General features: G+C 73.3%; 11 protein-coding genes and 3 pseudogenes. 10 read left to right on the top strand and 4 right to left on the bottom strand.

All coding sequences use genetic code 11. The features are described 5' to 3' along the window. The first annotated feature begins 116 nt into the window (after positions 1-116). Positions 117-1,181 (top strand): alpha/beta hydrolase family protein, encoded by a 1,065-nt coding sequence (locus tag ACIF8T_RS24965; RefSeq protein ID WP_400038301.1) that lies wholly within the window; start codon positions 117-119, stop codon positions 1,179-1,181. A 43-nt stretch (positions 1,182-1,224) separates the two neighbouring features. Here the strand turns inward: ACIF8T_RS24965 and ACIF8T_RS24970 are convergent, their stop codons facing one another. The 3 genes and pseudogenes from ACIF8T_RS24970 to ACIF8T_RS24980 form a co-directional block, all read right to left on the bottom strand. Next, positions 1,225-1,407 carry a hypothetical protein gene (locus tag ACIF8T_RS24970; protein WP_400038302.1) on the bottom strand — a complete coding sequence of 61 codons (183 nt, stop codon included), beginning with the start codon at positions 1,405-1,407 and terminating at the stop codon, positions 1,225-1,227. 153 nt (positions 1,408-1,560) lie between these two features. Further along, positions 1,561-1,977, bottom strand: a complete 417-nt coding sequence (locus tag ACIF8T_RS24975; protein WP_400038303.1) for a nuclear transport factor 2 family protein — start codon at positions 1,975-1,977, stop codon at positions 1,561-1,563. A 104-nt stretch (positions 1,978-2,081) separates the two neighbouring features. Continuing rightward, positions 2,082-2,511 (bottom strand): annotated as a pseudogene (locus ACIF8T_RS24980) (Rrf2 family transcriptional regulator). Between the two features lie 581 nt (positions 2,512-3,092). Here ACIF8T_RS24980 and ACIF8T_RS24985 point away from each other — a divergent pair. From ACIF8T_RS24985 to ACIF8T_RS25005, 5 genes are all read left to right on the top strand, one after another. Continuing rightward, positions 3,093-3,248: a hypothetical protein gene (locus ACIF8T_RS24985; protein ID WP_400038304.1), complete on the top strand. Its 156-nt coding sequence runs from the start codon at positions 3,093-3,095 to the stop codon at positions 3,246-3,248. 541 nt (positions 3,249-3,789) lie between these two features. Then, on the top strand, positions 3,790-5,373 hold the full coding sequence (locus tag ACIF8T_RS24990) for a pentapeptide repeat-containing protein (protein ID WP_400038305.1): 1,584 nt from the start codon (positions 3,790-3,792) through the stop codon (positions 5,371-5,373). 422 nt (positions 5,374-5,795) lie between these two features. Next, a complete protein-coding gene (locus ACIF8T_RS24995; RefSeq protein ID WP_400038421.1) occupies positions 5,796-7,688 on the top strand; it encodes an amidohydrolase in 1,893 nt (630 codons plus the stop codon). Between the two features lie 70 nt (positions 7,689-7,758). After that, positions 7,759-8,265, top strand: a complete 507-nt coding sequence (locus ACIF8T_RS25000) for a DoxX family protein (RefSeq protein WP_400038306.1) — start codon at positions 7,759-7,761, stop codon at positions 8,263-8,265. Positions 8,266-8,314: 49 nt separating this feature from the next. Beyond that, positions 8,315-9,028 carry a GPR1/FUN34/YaaH family transporter gene (locus ACIF8T_RS25005; RefSeq protein ID WP_400038307.1) on the top strand — a complete coding sequence of 238 codons (714 nt, stop codon included), beginning with the start codon at positions 8,315-8,317 and terminating at the stop codon, positions 9,026-9,028. 25 nt (positions 9,029-9,053) lie between these two features. Here ACIF8T_RS25005 and ACIF8T_RS25010 read toward each other — a convergent pair whose 3' ends face one another. Continuing rightward, complete coding sequence (locus ACIF8T_RS25010; RefSeq protein WP_400038308.1) at positions 9,054-11,807, bottom strand: ATP-binding protein; 2,754 nt, start codon at positions 11,805-11,807, stop codon at positions 9,054-9,056. 125 nt (positions 11,808-11,932) lie between these two features. On the opposite strand from ACIF8T_RS25010, the pseudogene ACIF8T_RS25015 reads away from it, so the two are divergent. The 4 genes and pseudogenes from ACIF8T_RS25015 to ACIF8T_RS25030 form a co-directional block, all read left to right on the top strand. After that, positions 11,933-12,949, top strand: a pseudogene (locus ACIF8T_RS25015) (helix-turn-helix domain-containing protein); the annotation flags it as partial. A 153-nt stretch (positions 12,950-13,102) separates the two neighbouring features. Continuing rightward, positions 13,103-14,073: pseudogene (locus ACIF8T_RS25020) on the top strand (alpha/beta hydrolase). Positions 14,074-14,217: 144 nt separating this feature from the next. After that, on the top strand, positions 14,218-14,886 hold the full coding sequence (locus ACIF8T_RS25025; protein WP_400038309.1) for a hydrolase: 669 nt from the start codon (positions 14,218-14,220) through the stop codon (positions 14,884-14,886). Positions 14,887-15,125: 239 nt separating this feature from the next. Then, positions 15,126-17,888, top strand: coding sequence for an ATP-binding protein (locus tag ACIF8T_RS25030; RefSeq protein WP_400038310.1), 2,763 nt, complete (start codon positions 15,126-15,128; stop codon positions 17,886-17,888). Positions 17,889-17,933: the final 45 nt, after the last annotated feature.

Genomic DNA, 17,933 nt, shown 5'->3' on the forward strand with positions numbered 1-17,933 from the left:
GTCCGTGTCCCCACTTCTTCGTCCAGCCTCACACGAAAACTATCACTTCTTCCACGTCCGTGCTTGCGGTGATAGTTTCGGTGCCGCATAACCCCGAACAGAGGCGGTCAGCTCTGATGTGCCCGAAGATCCAGCCCCGAAGGCGCGGGCTCCGCGCCGCCGTGTGGTCACTCGCCACCGCCCTGGTCGTGGCCGCCGGCCTCACCGGTGTGGTGCTGAGGCAGAACTCCTACGACATGGACGTGCGGCGGGTCTCGATACGCCACGGCGGCCACACCCTCAACGGAGTACTGGCCACCCCCAAGAACGGCCGCGAGCGCCATGGCCTGGTCGTGTACGTCCACGGCGACGGCCCCATCGGCGCCACCCACGACGACGGCTACAAGCCCATGTGGGAAGCGAACGCCAAGGCCGGATACGCCTCCCTCTCCTGGGACAAGCCCGGCGTCGCGGGCGCACCCGGCGACTGGCTGGACCAGTCCATGGACGACCGGGCCGACGAGGCAGCCGCGGCCATCGCCTGGGCACGCGCCCGCCCGGACATCGATGGCGACCGGATCGGGCTCTGGGGCGCCAGTCAGGCGGGCTGGGTCGTGCCGAAGATCGCCGCCAAGACGCCCGTGAGCTTCGTCATCGCCGTCTCACCCGCGATCAACTGGCTCCAGCAGGGCCGCTACAACCTTCTCGCCGAGCTGCGCGCCGACGGCGCGTCGGCGACCCGCACCAAGGCCGAAATCACCAGGAGCGAGACGACCCGGCGGCTGCTGGAACGCGACGCGACCTTCGAGGAGTACGTCAGGGCGATGGGCGGGGACACGGACGGCATGACCGCCGATCGCTGGGGTTTCATCTCCAAGAACTACACTGCGGACGCCACGCAGGATCTCCGCGCTCTGCGCGGCGTACCCGTATTACTGACCCTCGCAGGCCACGACATCAACGTGGACACCGCCGACACCGAGCGCGGCTACCGCAAGGCGCTGGACGGAGGCGGTGCATTGACGGTCAAGCGATACCCGGACGCGGCCCATTCACTGCTCAAACGGTCCATCGAGCAGTCGGACCTCAAGACCACGCTCACCGCGCTCTTCTCCCCCCGTTCGCTCTTCGCGGACGGATTCCTGGACGACCAACGGCAGTTCCTTAAGGATCTCGGCCGAGGCGGCAATGCCACTCCATGACACTCCCGCAAGGCCGGCCATGGCGCGTGGTGCACGTTCGCGTCTACCACCCGGTGCACTTTGAAGCGAACGCCGACAGCAGCACCTCTTCCAAGGAGGCCGCCGTCACCGGACGCGAGTCCTGCCCCCGGACCTCAACCTGTCGCGCTGCCCAGCCTTCGTCATCGGCCTCGAAATACAGCCACAGATCTTCGTCCTCGTAGCAGGTACGGAACCAGGTCGTCATGCCGCCATCCTGACCCACGACCTTGACCAAAGAGACAGGGGCACCCCCCAGCGGCGGGCCGGGGCGGTCGCGGCGGTACCTCACCACCGAGCACAGAAAGGAGCCGGCCGTCCTTCCATGGAATTAGGTCGACGTCCCCTGAGTGCCCTCCACTCAGCCAGCGTTGAACGCCTCGGCGACGGTCAGTGTGTCCTCGTACAGGTGCAGGCGAACGATCCGGCCACCCTCGACCGCCAGGTGCATGGCGACCGGTGTGGTGAACTCCGTGCCGGTGGCCACGGCGGTGTGCGTGAAGACCGCCAGCAGCACCACGTCACCACCGTCGACGAGGAAGCGCTCCAGCACGACCCTGCTCTGGCCGTGCGCGAAGTGCTGCCACATCGTGGTGAAGTACGGCGCGACCTCCTCCCGGCGGGTACGGCGCCCGGTCCAGGGCAGTGCGTCACTGCCGGGGACGTGCCAGTCGATCGTCTCGGAGAACAGTTCCTGGATGCCGTCGGCGTCCTGCCTGCCGAGGCGCTCCAGGAACGTCTCGGCCACGGTCCGCGAGGTCTGAGTATCTGTTGTCATCGTCCTTGTCCTTATCTTCCATCTCTCGCCGGTGTAACTGTTTTGATTACACCACTGGGCGTGGAATGCGACTCCCCTCGATCGGGGAAGTCGACGGTCCGAGGTCAGGCGGCTTTCAAGACGTCCCGCAGCACGTCTTCCAGCCTGGTCTTGGCCAGCTCCCTGCACAGGGCGGCCTCCACCGCGCCGTACACGGCGGCCATCGCCGGCCCGATGCCGCGCCCCACGACGCACCCGGGGTCCGGTGTCGCGCGATGCAGGGCGAAGATCGGCCCCGGTTCGATCGCCTGATAGACGTCGAGCAGAGCGATCGCCGCCGGGTCCCGCGCGAGCATCCAGCCCGCCCCCGCACCTCGCCGCGAATCGGCCAGGCCGGCCTTGCGCAGCTCACCCAGCAGGCGACGGATCACCACGGGGTTGGTATTGACGCTCGTCGCGATCTGCTCGGAGGTGGCGACCTCGTGACCGCGCCGCCGATACAACCCGATCCACGAGGGCGTGCGCCGCGACGGTCAGCCTGCTGTTGGCACTCACGTCAGACTCCACCTCCCGCACCCCTCGGTTCTAGTTGTAACTAGAATTGTTACATCTACATGCGGCAAGCCCTGCGGAATCAGCTGGACCCGCCTCGTCAAGGAGCACGCCACCCACAGGACCCCAAGATCACCAGGTGGCGGGTTCCTGACATATCTGGGTCATGCCCGACCGTCAGCCGTGCTTACGCCGCCAACCGGGCCACCCGGGGCTGACGACGGGCCGCCCCAGCCGACTGTCTCGCCATTCACACCAGACCCGTGACCTGCGACTTCACGATGCACACCGCTCAGTGGAAGCAACAACTCGCAATGAGCGAGAGAACCGGCCGCCGGCACAGGGCCAGCGCACTGACCGAGCTGCTTGCCCAAGCACTCCAGGCGCATGGCCGTGCGGTCGAGGTCGAGCACCTCCACGTCCGCTTGCCGCGGGTACAGCGCACCCCTGCCCACGGCCACAGCGCCCCTCCCGCCACGGGCTGACCGTCCCGCCCGTATCCGGTGCCCCGCGCCGACGGATTACCAAGCAGCACCTGTGCGGGCGGCACCACCGGTGCCGCCCGCTCTCACGAAGGGATCTTCATGCAGCACCAGACCAGCGAGGCCGTCTCCCGTCCGACGATCGTCGCCCTGTGCGGATCGACCAGGTACTGGGAGCAGCTCGCCGAAGCCAACCTCTACGAGACCGCGGCCGGGCGCATCGTCCTGGCGACGCATCTGGCCCACCACCCCGGCTAACCCCGACCACGACGCCCACCAAGCATGGATGCAGGCGTACGGACACAGCCTGCTCGCCGTCTCCAGCCACAACAGGTAGACAACGGACGCAGAAGCCCCGTTCTCCGAATACCACCGGAGAATGGGGCTTTTTGTGTTTTTCGGGGCACACATGCCGTTCCACGTGGGCTATGGACGGCCGTATGACGAAGCAGCTCCCTGAGCGGCTGGAGAGCGGAGACCTGAGCCGGCCGCCGTCTGCCGCACTCACCACCTGGGGGGAGGAGCGTATTCCGACGGAATATTCCACAGCCGAGGCCGATACCGGACTGCACCGAAGCTTTCAGCAGCGCACCACAGCTCAGTCATCTGCCCCATTGCGACCTGGTCCGGCAACTGCCTGACGCCACTGCTACGTCCTTGAGACGTGACCACTGCTACGCCCCAACCACCGTCCAGCACGCCGCCGGCCTGGCCGCACTGCGGCCACGGCACAACCCCGGCCGATCCAGTCGGCTGCCGCGGAATCCATGTCGGTGGCCGCACCGCCTGCCTGGCCCACTTGAACGACGCCGACCGCGCCGCCTACCTCGCGGCCCTGTCACCCGGCACCAACATCGACCACCGCGGCACCCCCTTCACTACGGAACTGCTGGACCAGTTACTCGACGCCCTACACGACCCCACCACCGACACCCCTCGCATCGGCGTTGCTCAGTTCAGCGAAGCGTCCTTCTCCGGCACCGCCTGGTTCAAGCAGGCGTCCTTCTCTGGCGGCGCCCGGTTCGACGAGGCGTCCTTCTCCGGCCCCGCCGAATTCGACGGGGCGTCCTTCTCCGGCACCGCCGAGTTCAGCGGCACGTCCTTCTCCGACCAGGCCGGTTTCGACGAGGCGTCCTTCTCCAGCATCGCCCGGTTCGACGAAGCGTCCTTCTCCAGCACCGCCCAGTTCAGCTGGGCATCCTTCTCCAGCACCGCCCAGTTCGGTGGAGCGCACTTTGAGGGGGCGTCGCATCTGGGGCCGCTGGTCTGCGATGAGCGGGTGATCTTGGATGGTGCTGTGTTCCAGCAGCCGGTGACGGTGGAGATTGCCGCCCGCCAGGTGAGCTGTGCGCGCACGCGGTGGGTATCAACCGCCACGCTGCAGCTGCGCTACGCCGAGCTGGACTTGAGGGATGCGATCTTCGAGTACCCGGTGCTGGTCGCTGCCCGCCCCACTCCTTTTCCCCTGCCCGCAGGGATTCCTGCGTCCGCACATGCTGGCTTGCTGTTGTTTGAGGCAGAGCTGTCCGGTCTGGAGCCCGGCGTGCGCCTGAGCACCATAGGCGGAGTGGATGCCGCGCACCTGGCGCTGCACGACATCGACCTGAGCAGGTGCCGGTTCGCCGGCGCCGTCCACCTCGATCAGCTGAGGGTCGACGGCTGGTGCGCCTTCGCCACCACCCCCACCGGCTGGAGCCGCCGTCTCCCCTGGCGGTGGAGCCGGCGCACCACGCTGACCGAGGAGCACCACTGGCGGGTGCGCGCCGCCCGCCGTCCCGACCGGGCCACGGCCCTGGGCTGGGCCGGCCCGCAGCAGGACGCTCCCGATCTGAAGCCGGCGGCGGTGGCGGCGCTGTACCGGCAGCTGCGCAAGTCGCTGGAGGACGGCAAGAACGAGCCGGACGCCGCCGACTTCTACTACGGCGAGTGCGAGATGCGCCGCCACGACACCGCCCGGCCCCGGGGCGAGCGCGCGCTGCTGACCGTCTACTGGGCCCTGTCCGGGTACGGGCTGCGCGCCACCCGCGCCCTGGCCTGGCTGGGGGCGGCGATGGCCGTCACGGTCGCGGTGATGATGCTGTGGGGCCTGCCCGTCGACGATCCCGAGCCGACCCTCACCGGCCGCCAGGTCTCCGTCGGGCAGCAAGTCGTCCTCACCACGGACACCCCCGACCCGGTCAACCCCACCGGCCCGCTGACCCGACGCGTGACCACCGAACGGTTCGAGAAGAGTCTGCGCGTGGTGATCAACTCGGTGGCCTTCCGTTCCTCCGGCCAGGACCTGACCACTGCCGGCACCTACACCGAGATGACCTCCCGCCTCGCCGAACCCGTCCTCCTGGGCCTGGCCGTCCTCGCCGTCCGCGGCCGTGTCAAACGCTGATCCCGACCCATCGCAGTCATCGCCGTCCTGGGGCGCCGGTCGCGTGCCGGCGGGCCCTGCGGGAGGTCGGGTCGACACCGGTCACGCCCCCGTCGCCCCGGCCGGCCGGATCGGCGTCGGCCCGGAGCGCCTGCGGGCTCCGGTCCCAAGGGCCGTCCGCCGACCAGCGGCGATACCGTTCGTGGACGGTTTCCCGGGAGCCGCGGCGCTCCGACGGCCCGTGGGTGGGCGGTGTCCGGTCCGGGTGCCGCCCGCACGCGCTGTGGCGGGCCGGCCGGCGAGCCGTGCTCCCCGCGGCAACCCGTGTGCGCTGCGGGAGAACACCGCACGCCCGCGCCCTCCTACGGTTCCGGCAACCCAGGAAACCGACCGGGCGCACTCCACGCCCGACGACCCCGTCGGAGGTGAGCCACGTGACCAGCATGCCGGTCATGGGCGTGGTGCCGAGGTCCGATGACCACGAGCCCGCCGAGCCCGCCGAACTGCTCGTGCGCAACGCCAAGGTGTACACCGGGGACCCGGCCCGGCCGCATGCCCGTGGTGTCGCGATCAGGGACGGGCAGGTGGTGGCGCTCGGGGACGACCACGCGCTGGCCGGGCTGGTGGGGCCGGCGACCAGGGTCGTCGACGCGCTCGGCCGGCGGGTGATCCCGGGCCTCAACGACTCCCACCTCCACGTGATCCGCGGCGGTCTCACCTACGTCCTGGAACTGCGCTGGGACGGCGTGCCCTCGCTGCGGCAGGCACTGGCGATGCTGAGGGAACAGGCGGGGCGCACGCCGAAAGGGCAGTGGGTCCGGGTTGTCGGCGGCTGGACGGCCGACCAGTTCGCCGAGCGCCGGATGCCGACGGTGGCCGAGCTGAACGAGGCCGCCCCGGACACGCCGGTGTTCGTGCTGCACCTCTACCAGTCGGCGCTGATGAACCGGGCCGCCGTTCGGGCCGCGGGCTTCACCGCCGCGACGCCCGACCCGCCGGGCGGGCAGATCGTCCGCGGCCGGGACGGCCGCCCGACCGGTGTGCTGCTGGCCGCGCCGAGCGCGCTGGTCCTCTACTCGACGCTGGCCAAGGCGCCTTCGCTGGAGCCGGACGAACAGCGCCTCTCCACGAGGCACTTCCTGCGCGAGCTGAACCGGTTCGGGCTGACCTCCGCGATCGACGCGGCGGGCGGGTTCCAGAACTTCCCCGACAACTACCGCACGGTGATCGAGCTGGCCCGCGCCGGAGACCTGACCCTGCGCATCGCCTATCACCTCTTCCCGCAGACCGGCGGGCAGGAGATCGCGGACCTCAGCCGGTGGATCGAGACGGTCCGCCCGCAGGACGGCGACTCCTGGCTGCGGCTCAACGGCGCCGGGGAGAACCTCACCTGGGCCGCCGCCGACTTCGAGAACTTCGCCGAGCCCCGCCCCGAACTCGCCGCGGGCTATGAGGAGGAGTTCGAGAAGGCGGTGCGGTTGCTGATGGAGAACGGCTGGGGCTTCCGGCTCCACGCCACCTATGACGAGACCATCCGCCGCGACCTCGGCGTCTTCGAACGGCTCGCCGCGGAGGGCCTGTTCCCGGCGGGCAACCGCTGGCTCTTCGACCACGCGGAGACCGTCAGCGACGCCAGTCTGGAACGGATCGCCGCGCTCGGTGGAGCGGTCTCGGTACAGAACCGGATGTCCTTCCAGGGCCGGGTGTTCGCCGACCGCTACGGCACCGAGGCCGCGGCCCGCACGCCGCCCGTGCGGCGCATGCTCGACCAAGGCCTGGTCGTGGGCGCCGGTACCGACGCCACCCGGGTCTCCTCCTACAACCCCTGGGTCGCCCTGCACTGGCTCGTCACCGGCCGGACCGTCGGCGGGTTCGCCCTCTGCCCGCCGGACGACCGCCTCAGCCGCGAGACGGCCCTGGAGCTGTACACCCGGGGCGGGGCGCGCCTGACGGGCGAGGAGGACGTCAAGGGCATGCTCCGGGAAGGCTGCTTCGGTGACCTCGCCGTCCTCTCCGAGGACTACTTCGCCGTACCGGCCGGGGACATCCCGCACATCGAGTCCGTCCTCACCGTCGTCGGCGGCCGGATCGTCCACGCGGCGGCCGAGTACGAAGGGCTCGAGGAGGAGATCGACCCGCTCGGCCCCGCCTGGAGTCCCGTCGCCCGGTTCGGGGGTTACCAGGCGACACCGCGGACCGGCCCGACGGGCGCCCGGCAGGCCGATCTGCTCGCCGAGGCCGTCGCCGAGTCCGCACGGCATCGCCAGTGGCGTGTCACCCGGGGGCACGCGCCGGAGGCGCGCACCGAGGTCTTCGACCCCTGCTTCGTGCTCTGACCATTCCCGTCCCCTTCCCTCGGCCGCCCGGCGGACGGCCGCCCTCACGAACCGCCCAGGAGTGCTCACCATGACCACCGGACTGCTCCTCCTGCGGGTGATCGTCGGACTCCTGATCGCGGGGCACGGCGTCCAGAAGCTCAGCCACCGGCTCGGCGGCCGCGGACTGCGGGCCGGTGTCCGGGAGTTCCGCGACGACGGCTTCCGCGGGGGCGTCCTCACGGCGCTCGCCGCCGGCGGCGGCCGGATCGGCTCCGGCCTCCTCCTGGCCCTGGGCCTGCTGACGCCGCCGGCGGCGACCGCGGCCGTGGGCGTGATGACGGTGGCGCTCACCGTCAAGTGGCGGCACGGGCCGTGGGTGCGGAACGACGGGTACGAGTACCCGCTCGTCCTCATCGTGGTGCCGGCCGCGCTCGCGGTGTCGGGCCCCGGCACGTGGTCGCTCGACGCGGCGCCGGGGCTGCTGCCCTGGCCCGCGTGGACCGGTTCGCTCGCCGTGGCGGCCGGGGTCGGCAGCGGTCTGCTGGCCCGCGCCGTCCTGCACCGGCCGGCCCGGCGGACCGCCGCCGGCGGATGACGGCGGATGACGGCGGCGACACCACGTACCCCCGGACACGAGGAGTCACATGAACACCCAAGAGCCGCCCGCCGAGCGGGCCGAGCCGGGAGGCCGGCACTTCGAGCCGGATCTGCGCTCCATGACGCGGATCACTCTGCGCCCCATCGCCTCCCCGATGCCGGTGGGCTTCTTCGCGGTGGCGATCGCCTCCGTCGTCGTCGGCAGCATGCAACTGCGCCTGCTCGGCGACGACGCCGGACGCGCCGTGGCGCTGACCATCCTGCCGGCGTTCCTGCTCCAACTCATCGTCAGCGTCCTCGCGTTCGGGGCGCGGGACGTGCTCGCCGCCACGCTCATGGCGTGCTTCTCCGGGACCTGGCTGGCCAGCGCGCTGGTCCTGGCGCTCGATCCGCCGTCCGGCACCCGGGTGCTCGGCGTGCTCAACCTGGTCTTCGCGTTCTTCGCCCTGCTCATGGCGACCGTCGCGCACCGCAAGCGCGCGATGTGGTCGGTGCTGTGCGTCGCGGTGCCCCGGTTCACGGTCGCCGCGCTGTTCAACCTCACCGGCGCCGCCTGGCTGGGCCCGGTGTCCGGGGCCTTCGGCCTGCTCCTGGCCGGCGTCGCCATGTACGCCGCGTTCGCGCTCATGCTGGAGGACATGCGGAGCGAGGAGGTGCTGCCCATCGGGCGGCGCGGCCCGGCCCGTGACGCCGTGGAGGGGAACCTCGCCGTCCAGCTGCGCGACCTGGAGCGTCAGGCGGGCGTACGGCGCACGCTGTGAAACGGTCCGTTCCGGCCCGGCCGGGTCACGAGGACGCCGGTGGCCCGAGCCGCTCCCGCAGCTGGCCGCGGGAGGTGATCCCCAGCTTCGGGTAGATCCGGTACAGGTGCGCCCCGATGGTGCGGGGAGAGAGGTAGAGCTGCTGTCCGATCTCCCGGTTGGACAGCCCCTCCGCGGCCAGCTGGGCGATCTGCAGTTCCTGGGGCGTCAGCAGGTCCCAGCGTGCGGCGGTGCGCTGGGTGCCCGACTCGCCGGCCGACCGCAGTTCCTGCCTCGCCCGCTCGTGCCACGGCTCGGCGCCCAGGGCGGCGAAGGACTCCCTGGCGATCCGCAGCGGGGTACGGGACTCCATGACCCGGCGCCTGCGCCGCAGCCAGGTGCCGTGGGCGAGCAGCAGGCGGGCCCGCGTGAACGGATCCTTCGACAGGTCCAGCCGGAGCGCCGTACGGAACCGTGCCTCGGCGTCCTCGTCGTCGGCCAGCAGGGCGTGCGCGTAGGCCAGTCCGGCTCTGATCAGCCCCGCGTGCGTGGCGGCCGCGGACCTGTCCAGCCGACGGAGCGCGGCGCGGGCCGATGCGCGGTGTTCCTCGGTCACGGCCGCCTCCGCGAGCACCGGGATCGCGATGGTCCGGAGATACGGGTGGTGCGCGGGGTCGGCGGGATCGAACACCCGCCACACGCAGCCGAACGCCTCTTCCTGGCGGCCCGCGGCCAGTCCGATCAGGCCGCGCGTGATCTGCACGAAGGCGAGGTTGGATGGGTTGGCCACGGACAGGCCGTGCCGTTCGGCGTCGTTGATCGCTGACCGGGCCGTCTCCAGGTCCCCGAGCACGGCCGCGAACTGGGCCCGCGCGATGCGCGCGCCGGTGAGCCAGCGGGGCAGGGCGTTCTCCTCCGCCAGCCGCATGGCCTCGGCGACGCTGGGCAGGCCCGACTCCCAGTCGACGACGTGGGCGGCGGTGAACGACAGGGAGACCAGCACCTGGGACAGCAGCCCCAGCCGGCCCTGGGCGCGCAGCCCGGCGGCCGCGTGGCGCAGGAAGGCCGGGGCGAGGTCGTAGGCGCCGGCCATGGTGGCGGCCGTGCCGAGTGTGGCGGCGGCTGCGGCGTCGTAGCCGCCGTCGCATTGCAGGCGTTCCAGCCGCTCGATCACCGTGTCGCCCCGCTCCAGCGGAGCCGCGCCGGCGAGGACGTAGACGAGTTCGGGGTGCAGGTCGGGTACCGGCAGCCGCTCCGCGGCGGCCACCAGGCGCTCCCGCAGCTCCCGTCCGGGGTCGGACCACCAGCAACGGCGGGCGGCCGCCCGCAGGATCCGCAGGGCGAGGCCGTGATCCCGCTCCCGGGCCACCGCCTCGGCCGTGGCGATGAGCAGGCGCAGGCGCGGGACGTTCCGGGACACGTCCTCTTCGAGCCCTTCCCTCAGCAGCACCGTGCGGGCCCGCTCCAGCACGCCGAGTTCCAGGGGTGCCGCGTCCTGCAGGAGCGTCGCGGCTCGCCGGGTCATGCCGAGTTCGAGGGACAGCTCCGCCGCCTTCAGCAGCCGGTGTGCCGTGGCGGGGCCGCCCTCGCCGAGCGTGACGGCCCGCTCCACGGCGGTCAGCGCCACGGCCGGAGCGCCGCGCGTCTCGGCCCGGGCCGCCGTCCGGTCCAGTTCCCGGGCGACGGCCTCGTCGCGGCGGCCGCTGGCCGCGGCCCGGTGCCAGGTACGGCGGTCGGAGTCCGCGTCGAGGACGGCGGCGAGCGCGCGGTGGGCGGCGAGGCGTTCCGCGAGCGGGGCCGCCTGCAGGACGGCCGAGCGCACCAGCGGGTGGCAGAACCGGATGTGCCGCTCGTCGGCCGTGACCAGGCCGTGCCGGACGGCGGGATCCAGGACCGCCGGTGAGAGAGCGGAACCGGAGAGCCGGGACGCCGCGGCGAAGACCTCGCTCAGCGTGCCCTCGTCGTCGGAGGCCGCCACGAGCAGCACGCTGCGCGTGCCGGCGGGCAGGGCGGGCAGCCGGGAGGCGAAGGCCTGCTCCAGTCGTGCCGTGAGCGGTACGGCCGGGGACGTCAGGATGTCGGTGGTCACCCGGGCGCGCAGGGCGGTGGGCAGCTCGATCAGCGCCAGCGGGTTGCCCGAGGCGGCGTCCAGGACTCGCCGCCGCACCGCGGGGTCCAGCCGCGGCTCCACGGCGTCCAGCAGGCCCGCCGCGTCGGGCTGTGGCAGCGGGCCCAGCCGGAGTTCCGGCAGGGCCAGGGCGTCCAGCGGGGTGGTGTGCCCGGTGCGGACGCCGGCCAGCAGCCCCAGCGGCTCGGCCCCCAGGCGCCGGGCGAGGAAGGCGAGGACGTCCGCGGTCGGCGTGTCGAGCCACTGCGTGTCGTCGACGACCAGCAGCACGGGGGTCTCGCCCGCCGCTTCGCCGAGCAGGCTGAGCGTCGCCAGCGCGATCATGAAGAAGGCGGGGGCCTCGTCCGCGGCGTACGCCTCGGACATGCCGAAGGCGGCCCGCAGTGCCTCCGACTGCGCCGGCGGCAGGCGCGGGACCCGGTCCAGCAGGGTCCGCGTCAGCTGGTGGAGTCCGGCGAACGGCAGGTGGGTCTCGGCCTCCACCCCGGACACCGACACGACCGTGCAGCCCGACCGCTCCGCCCGGTGCGCGGCCCGGGACAGCAGCGCCGACTTGCCGATGCCGGGGTCGCCCCGGAGCACGAGCGCCCCGCCCTCCTTGGGCAGCTCGTCCACGAACGCGTCGAGCACGCCGAGTTCCCTCGCCCTGCCGACCAGGCCGTTGCCGGACACCCGATGCCCCCCACCACCAGCGCATGTGTGCGAAAGAAGCATTTTATGTGCGCCCGGGGAGCAGGAGCGGTGCGCCGAGGGAACAGCGGCGCTCCCCCGGCAGTCACTTCGCAGTCATCGTGCCGATGCCCCGGGCCCCGGCCGGGGACGAGGCTGGCCGCAGACGGGCGGCCGGCGGCGGCCGACCGGTGGGTCTGGGCCGGTGGGAGGGCGCGTTGACGAAGGTGATCGACACGGCCGGGCACCCGGCGCGCGGCACGCGGCCCGCGCGCCGGCGGACGGCTGTTCCCGGGGATGCTCCCGCGGCGACCGTCGTGGTGCGGGGGACACCGGCCCGCGAGGACTCCACGGTCCCGCAGCCCCTGGGGCACCTGCTGTTCGTCACCGCCGGTGAGGAGGCCCCGCGCCGCCGGGGCGCCGCCCGTGCGGCGGGCGGGGCCGCCGCGCACCTGGCGGTGGCCGTCGCCGGCCCCGCCGGGGGGTCGCTGAGCCAGGCGGGACGGACGGTGTCCTTCCGCGGCGGCGACGTCGTCGTGTGGAACGCCGCACGCCCGTACGCGCTCGGCCTCCCGCCCGGCGTACGGCTCACGGCGTGCCTCGTGCCGTGCTCCGCTCTCGGTCCGTGGGCCGAGAGCGCCGAGCGGGCCATCCTGTTCACGGCCGCTCCCGACGGTCCCACGGGGACCGTCCTCACAGCGCTCCTGGGCGCACTGGCCGACCGCACGGGCCGCTGCCCCGAGCCCGTCGCCCGGCACCTCGCCCGGGGCATCACCGGCCTGGTCGTCTCCCTGCTCGCGGAACACGCGCGCGCGGCCACGCACACGGCCGCCGACCGGCGCCCGCTCGTCGAGAAGATCCGCACCTACGTCGACCGGCACCTCGCCGACCCGGGCCTGAGCCCCGCGTCCATCGCCGCCGCCCACCACATGTCCGTGCGCTCCCTGCACAAGCTCTTCGAGCACGAGGACGTCACGGTGGGCCGCCTCATCCAGCGGCGGCGCCTGGAGGAGTGCGCCGAGGACCTGCGGCGCGAGGGCAGCGCCCGGCTCACCATCGCCCACGTGGCCCGCGGCTGGGGGTTCGCCGACGCCGCGCACTTCAGCCGCCTGTTCCGCACCGTGTACGGCATGCCGCCCAGCAGCTGGCGGGAGCAGGCCGCGTCCGCACGGGTCCCGCACCGGCCGTGCCCGGCGGGACAACTCGTGTGCACGCCGGGCAAACAAGCCGATTCCCGCGACTCCTACGGTGAGCCCACACCCGAGAACGCAGAGCGCGTGCGAGGAAGGCAGAGCGAGATGTCCGTCGAGCACAGCAGCACCCGGCCGGTCCTGGAGACGGCCGCGGCCGAGTTCACCGCGGCGACGGCGGATCCCCCGTTCCCGTACCGGTTCCCCGTCGAGGACGGTCGCAAGGCGGTGGACGAGGTGCGGTCCGGGACGGTCGTCAAGCCCGACGTGGACGAGGAGGGGGTGACGGTCGACGGCGGCCCCACCGGTTCCGTCCCGGTCCGGCTGGTCCGGCCGGCCGGGCACGAGGGCCCGCTGCCCGTCATCCTCTACCTCCACGGCGCCGGCCGGGTGTCCGGCAACGCCCGCGCCCACGACCGCCTGGTGCGGGAACCGGCCGTCGGCGCGCGGGCGGCGGCCGTCTTCCCCGAGTACGGCCGCTCGCCCGAGGTGCGCTGCCCCGTCGCCATCGGGCAGAACCACAGGTCGCCCGGTGGGTCGTGCGGGACGGCGCCTCCCACGGCCTGGACGCCGCTCGCCCCGCGGTGGCCGGCGACCCGGTCGGCGGCCGCATGTCCGCCGCGCTGACGCCGACGGCGAGGGAGCGCGGCGACCTCGGCCTCGCTCTTCAGGTCCTCTTCCACCCGGTCACGGACGCGGCCTTCGGCACCGGCTCCTACCACCGGTTCGCGGAAGGCCACTTCCTGCGCCGGGACGCGATGAAGTGGTTCCGGGACCAGTACACCACCGACGAGACGGAGCGGGCCCGGATCACCGCCTCCCCGCTGCGTTCGACCCGCGAGCAGCTCACCGGGCTGCCGCCGGCCCCGGTGATCACCGCGGAGGCCGACGTCCTGCGGGACGAGGGCGAGGCCTGCGCCAACAAGCTGCGCGCCGCCGGCGTGCCCGTCACCGCGGTCCGGGTCCAGGGCGTCGTCCACGACTTCGTCATGCTCGACGCCCTGCGGGAGACCGGGGGCGCCGAAGCGGCGATCGCCCTCGCCGTGACCGCCCTGGGCAAGGCGCTCCACAGCGCCTGAGCCCGCGTCAGAACCCGGCGTCGGCAGCCGGCTTCCGCGCACGGCCACGGCCAAGGCCACGGCCTCGCGGTGCGCGGTGCGCGGTGCGCGCGGCCGCCGGTGCCGTCCGGCCCTTTACCCACCCACGTCCTTCCAGGAGCGCCCATGCCCGAGTTCCGCCTCGACGACGTCACCGCCGTGCCGAGCCCCGACCTGCTCACCCCGGACAATTCCGTGTTCCTGTTCGTCGACCACCAGCCGCAGATGTTCTTCGGCACGGGCAGCGGCGACCGCGGCGCGATCATCAACAACACCGTCGGTCTCGCCAAGGCGGCCCGGCTGTTCGACGTACCGGCCGTCATCACCACGGTGGCCGCCGAGTCGTTCTCGGGCCCGGCCCTGCCGCAACTCGTCGACGTCTTCCCGGATCACAAGCTCATCGACCGCACCACCATGAACGCCTGGGAGGACCAGAACCTCGTCGACGCGGTCCGCGCCACCGGCCGCAGGAAAATCGTCATATCCGGCCTGTGGACCGAGGTGTGCCTGGTCCTGCCCGTGCTGTCGGCCCTCAGCCAGGGCTACGAGGTCTACGTCGTCGCCGACGCCTCCGGCGGCGTCACCCCGGCGGCCCACGAGCACGCCCTGGAGCGCATGAGCCGCGCCGGGGCGGTCACCGTGACCTGGGTCCAGGTCCTGCTGGAGCTGCAGCGCGACTGGGCACGCGCCCGGACGTACGACGGTGTGATGGCCATCGTCAAGGAGCACGCCGGCGCCTACGGTCTGGGCGTCGTGTACGCCAAGCACTTCCTCGGGCCCGGCGCGGCCGGCTGAGCCCTCTCCCCCGCACCGGACCGCGACCGTCGGCGCCCCGTGCCCGGCGGTCCTCCCCCGGTCCACCCGGCCGTCGGCCGCGGCGGCGCCCCGTGCTCGTGCCCAGAGGCTTGACCTGCAACGACGAGGGCATGCCTCAGCGCGCACGACCGGCCGTTCCGCGGCCGTCGGCCGTCCGGGAGCACCCAGGATGTCCGTACTGCCGCCGGCCGGGCGGGCAGGTGCGGAAGGGGGCTCTCGTGGTGGAGGGGACGGGTGCGGCGCCGGACCGGTTGGACCCGGAGGCGCTCGGGCGGGGCGCGCAGTGGAAACTGCTGCGCGAGGCGATCGAGACGGTGCACGGCGCCGGGCGGGCCGTCTGGCTGTGCGGGGAGGCCGGGGCCGGCAAGACGGTCCTGCTGGAACAGGCCGGCGAACTCGCCGCGCACCGCGGGCTGCGGCTGCTGCGGATCCATGGTGCCGAAGGCGAGCGGAACCTGCCGTTCGCCGCCCTGCACCAGTGGGTGTGGCCGCTGTCGGAGGAGGTGCGGGAGCTGCCGCGCGGTGCCCGGGCGGCACTGGAACGGGCGCTGGGCACCGGCTCCGGCGAGGCGGCCGGCCCCTACACGGTCGCCGCGGCCACGCTGGACCTGCTGGGCGTGGTCGCGCGGCGCCGGCCCGCGGCACTGCTCATCGACGACCTCCACTGGATCGACGCCTCCAGCGCCGAGGTCCTGCACTTCGTGCAGCGCCGGCTCGCCGCCCTGCCGGTCGTCCTGCTCGCGACCGTACGGCAGGAGGCGCTCGCCGCGACGGACACCACCGGAGTCCGCGTCCTCGGCATCGGGCCGCTCGGCGACGAACCGGCACGGGCCCTGCTGCGCCGGCTCCACCCCGGGCTCTCGGACCCCGCACGCCACCGCATCCTGCAGGAGTCGGCCGGCAATCCCCTCGCCCTCGCCGAGCTGCCCGCCCAGCTCCGCGCGGAGGAACGCTCGGGACGGCTGCCGCTGCCGGAGCGGCTGCCCCTCGGCGAGCGTCTGGGCCGTATGTTCACCCGGCGGGTCACGGCCCTCCCGGCCTCCGCGCGGTTCCTCCTGCTGCTGTGCGCGCTGGCCGGCCGGGACGGACAGGCACTGTCCCTCGTCGTGGCGGCCGCCGAAGCCGCCGGTGCCGGCACGGTGGCGGAGGACCTGGCGGCCGCCGAAGACAGCGGACTCCTCGTCGTCGACGCCCGCACCCGGCACGTCCGGTTCCGGCACCCCCTGGTGCGGTCCTCGCTCGTGGAGTCCGCGAGGGGCACGGAACTGCGGCGGGCGCACGCGGCCCTGGCGGAGGTGCTGCCGGAAGGCGAGCTGCGCCGCCTCACCCACCGGGCAGCGGCCACCGTGGCGGCCGACGAGACGCTCGCGGCCGCCCTCGACGAGGCGGCCGCGCGGACGCAGGCACGCGGCGGCGCCACCGAAGCGGCCCTCCTCTACGCCCGCGCCGCCGGGCTCAGCGCGGATGCCGACAGCCGTGGGCGCCGGCTCGTGGCGGCCGCCTGCGCGTCGTCGACCAGCGGTCACCTCGACCGGGCGTCCCGGCTGCTCGACCAGACCCTCGCCCACGGTGTGCCGCAGGACAGCCGTCACCTGCTCCACTTCACCCGTGCCCTGGTCCGCCTGCACGCGGACGGCGACATGGCACCCGCCGTGGAACTGCTGCCCGCCGTGCTCGACCGCCTCCCCGGCGCGGCAGGCGCGGCCCTGCGGCTGCCGAGCCTGTTCATGCTCTACCTCGCCGCCGGGTACACCGCCGACTCCCGGGTCTGGGAGGCGATCGCCGTCCGCCTGGACGGCACGGGCACGTTCGCGCGGCTGGCCCACGACGTCTGGAGCGATCCGGTGCGGCGCGCCCACGGCGCCCAGGAGCGCTTCGACGCCGCGCTGGAGACCTTCTCCGAGGACGCCGAGGCCGGCGAGTTCTGGCTGCTGCTGTGGGCCGCCGCCGGGCTCGACGGCCTCGACGACGAGGCACCGCTGTTCCGGCGACTGGCGCACCGCCACTCGTACTCCACGCAGGCCTTCCTCGGCAACGTCTGCGCGTACGGCGACTACCTGCGCGGCCGCTGGGACCGGTGCGTCGAACGGGCCCGTGAGGGAGCCACCGCGGCACGGGTCAGGGCGTTCGGCCTCAACGAGGCGGTCCTGCGCTACACCGAGGGCTACGTCCTCGCGGCCCGCGGGCAGCGGCAGGCCGTCGAGGACCTCGTCACCTCCCTGCGCCCCTGGGCCGCGGCCCGGGGGCTGACCTTCGTCCTCCAGCGCCTGCGCGCCATGCAGGCCCTGTGCGCGCTGGCCCTCGGCGACCACGAGACCGCGTACGGCCACACCTCCTCGATCACTCCGCCCGGTACCTTCCCGCCCGGTGTCACCAAGCTCAACATGGTCTTCCTCGACCTCGTCGAGTCCGCCGTCCACACCGGACGCCGCCAGGAGGCCCTCCGGCACGTGGTGGCGGGCCGGGCCGCCGGTCTGGGCCGGATCTCGGCGCACCACGCGTTCGTCCTGCGCGCGGCGGAGGCGATGGTCGCCGACGACGTCGACGCGGGCTGCACGGCGGTGTACGCCTCCCCCGGGGCCGCGCACTGGCCGTTCGAACTGGCCCGGGTCCGCCTCCACCACGGGGCCTGGCTGCGCCGCCAGGGGCGCCGTGTCGAGGCCCGGCAGCACCTCGACACGGCCCGCCGCGCCTTCGCCGGTCTCGCCGCGGGCCCGTGGGCGGACCGCGCCGGGCAGGAACTGCAAGTCTGTGACGAGCCCGCGCCGACGGCGGCGGCCCGCCCCGTGGGGGACCTGACCGCGCAGGAGCGCCGCATCGCCGACCTCGTCGCCCGGGGGCTGACCAACCGGGAGATCGGCGCCCGCCTGCAGCTGTCCCCGAGAACCGTCGCCGGGCACCTGTACCGCATCTATCCCAAGCTCGGGATCACCAGCCGGGCGGGGGTGGCCCGCGCCCTGGGCGGGCACGAGCCGCCGTGAGGGCGCCGTGCCCGGGAGCGCGGCCCGGACACCCGTCATTCGACC

The organism is Streptomyces sp. NPDC085946, assembly GCF_044540485.1.
In the GTDB taxonomy this organism is placed as follows: Bacteria; Actinomycetota; Actinomycetes; order Streptomycetales; family Streptomycetaceae; genus Streptomyces.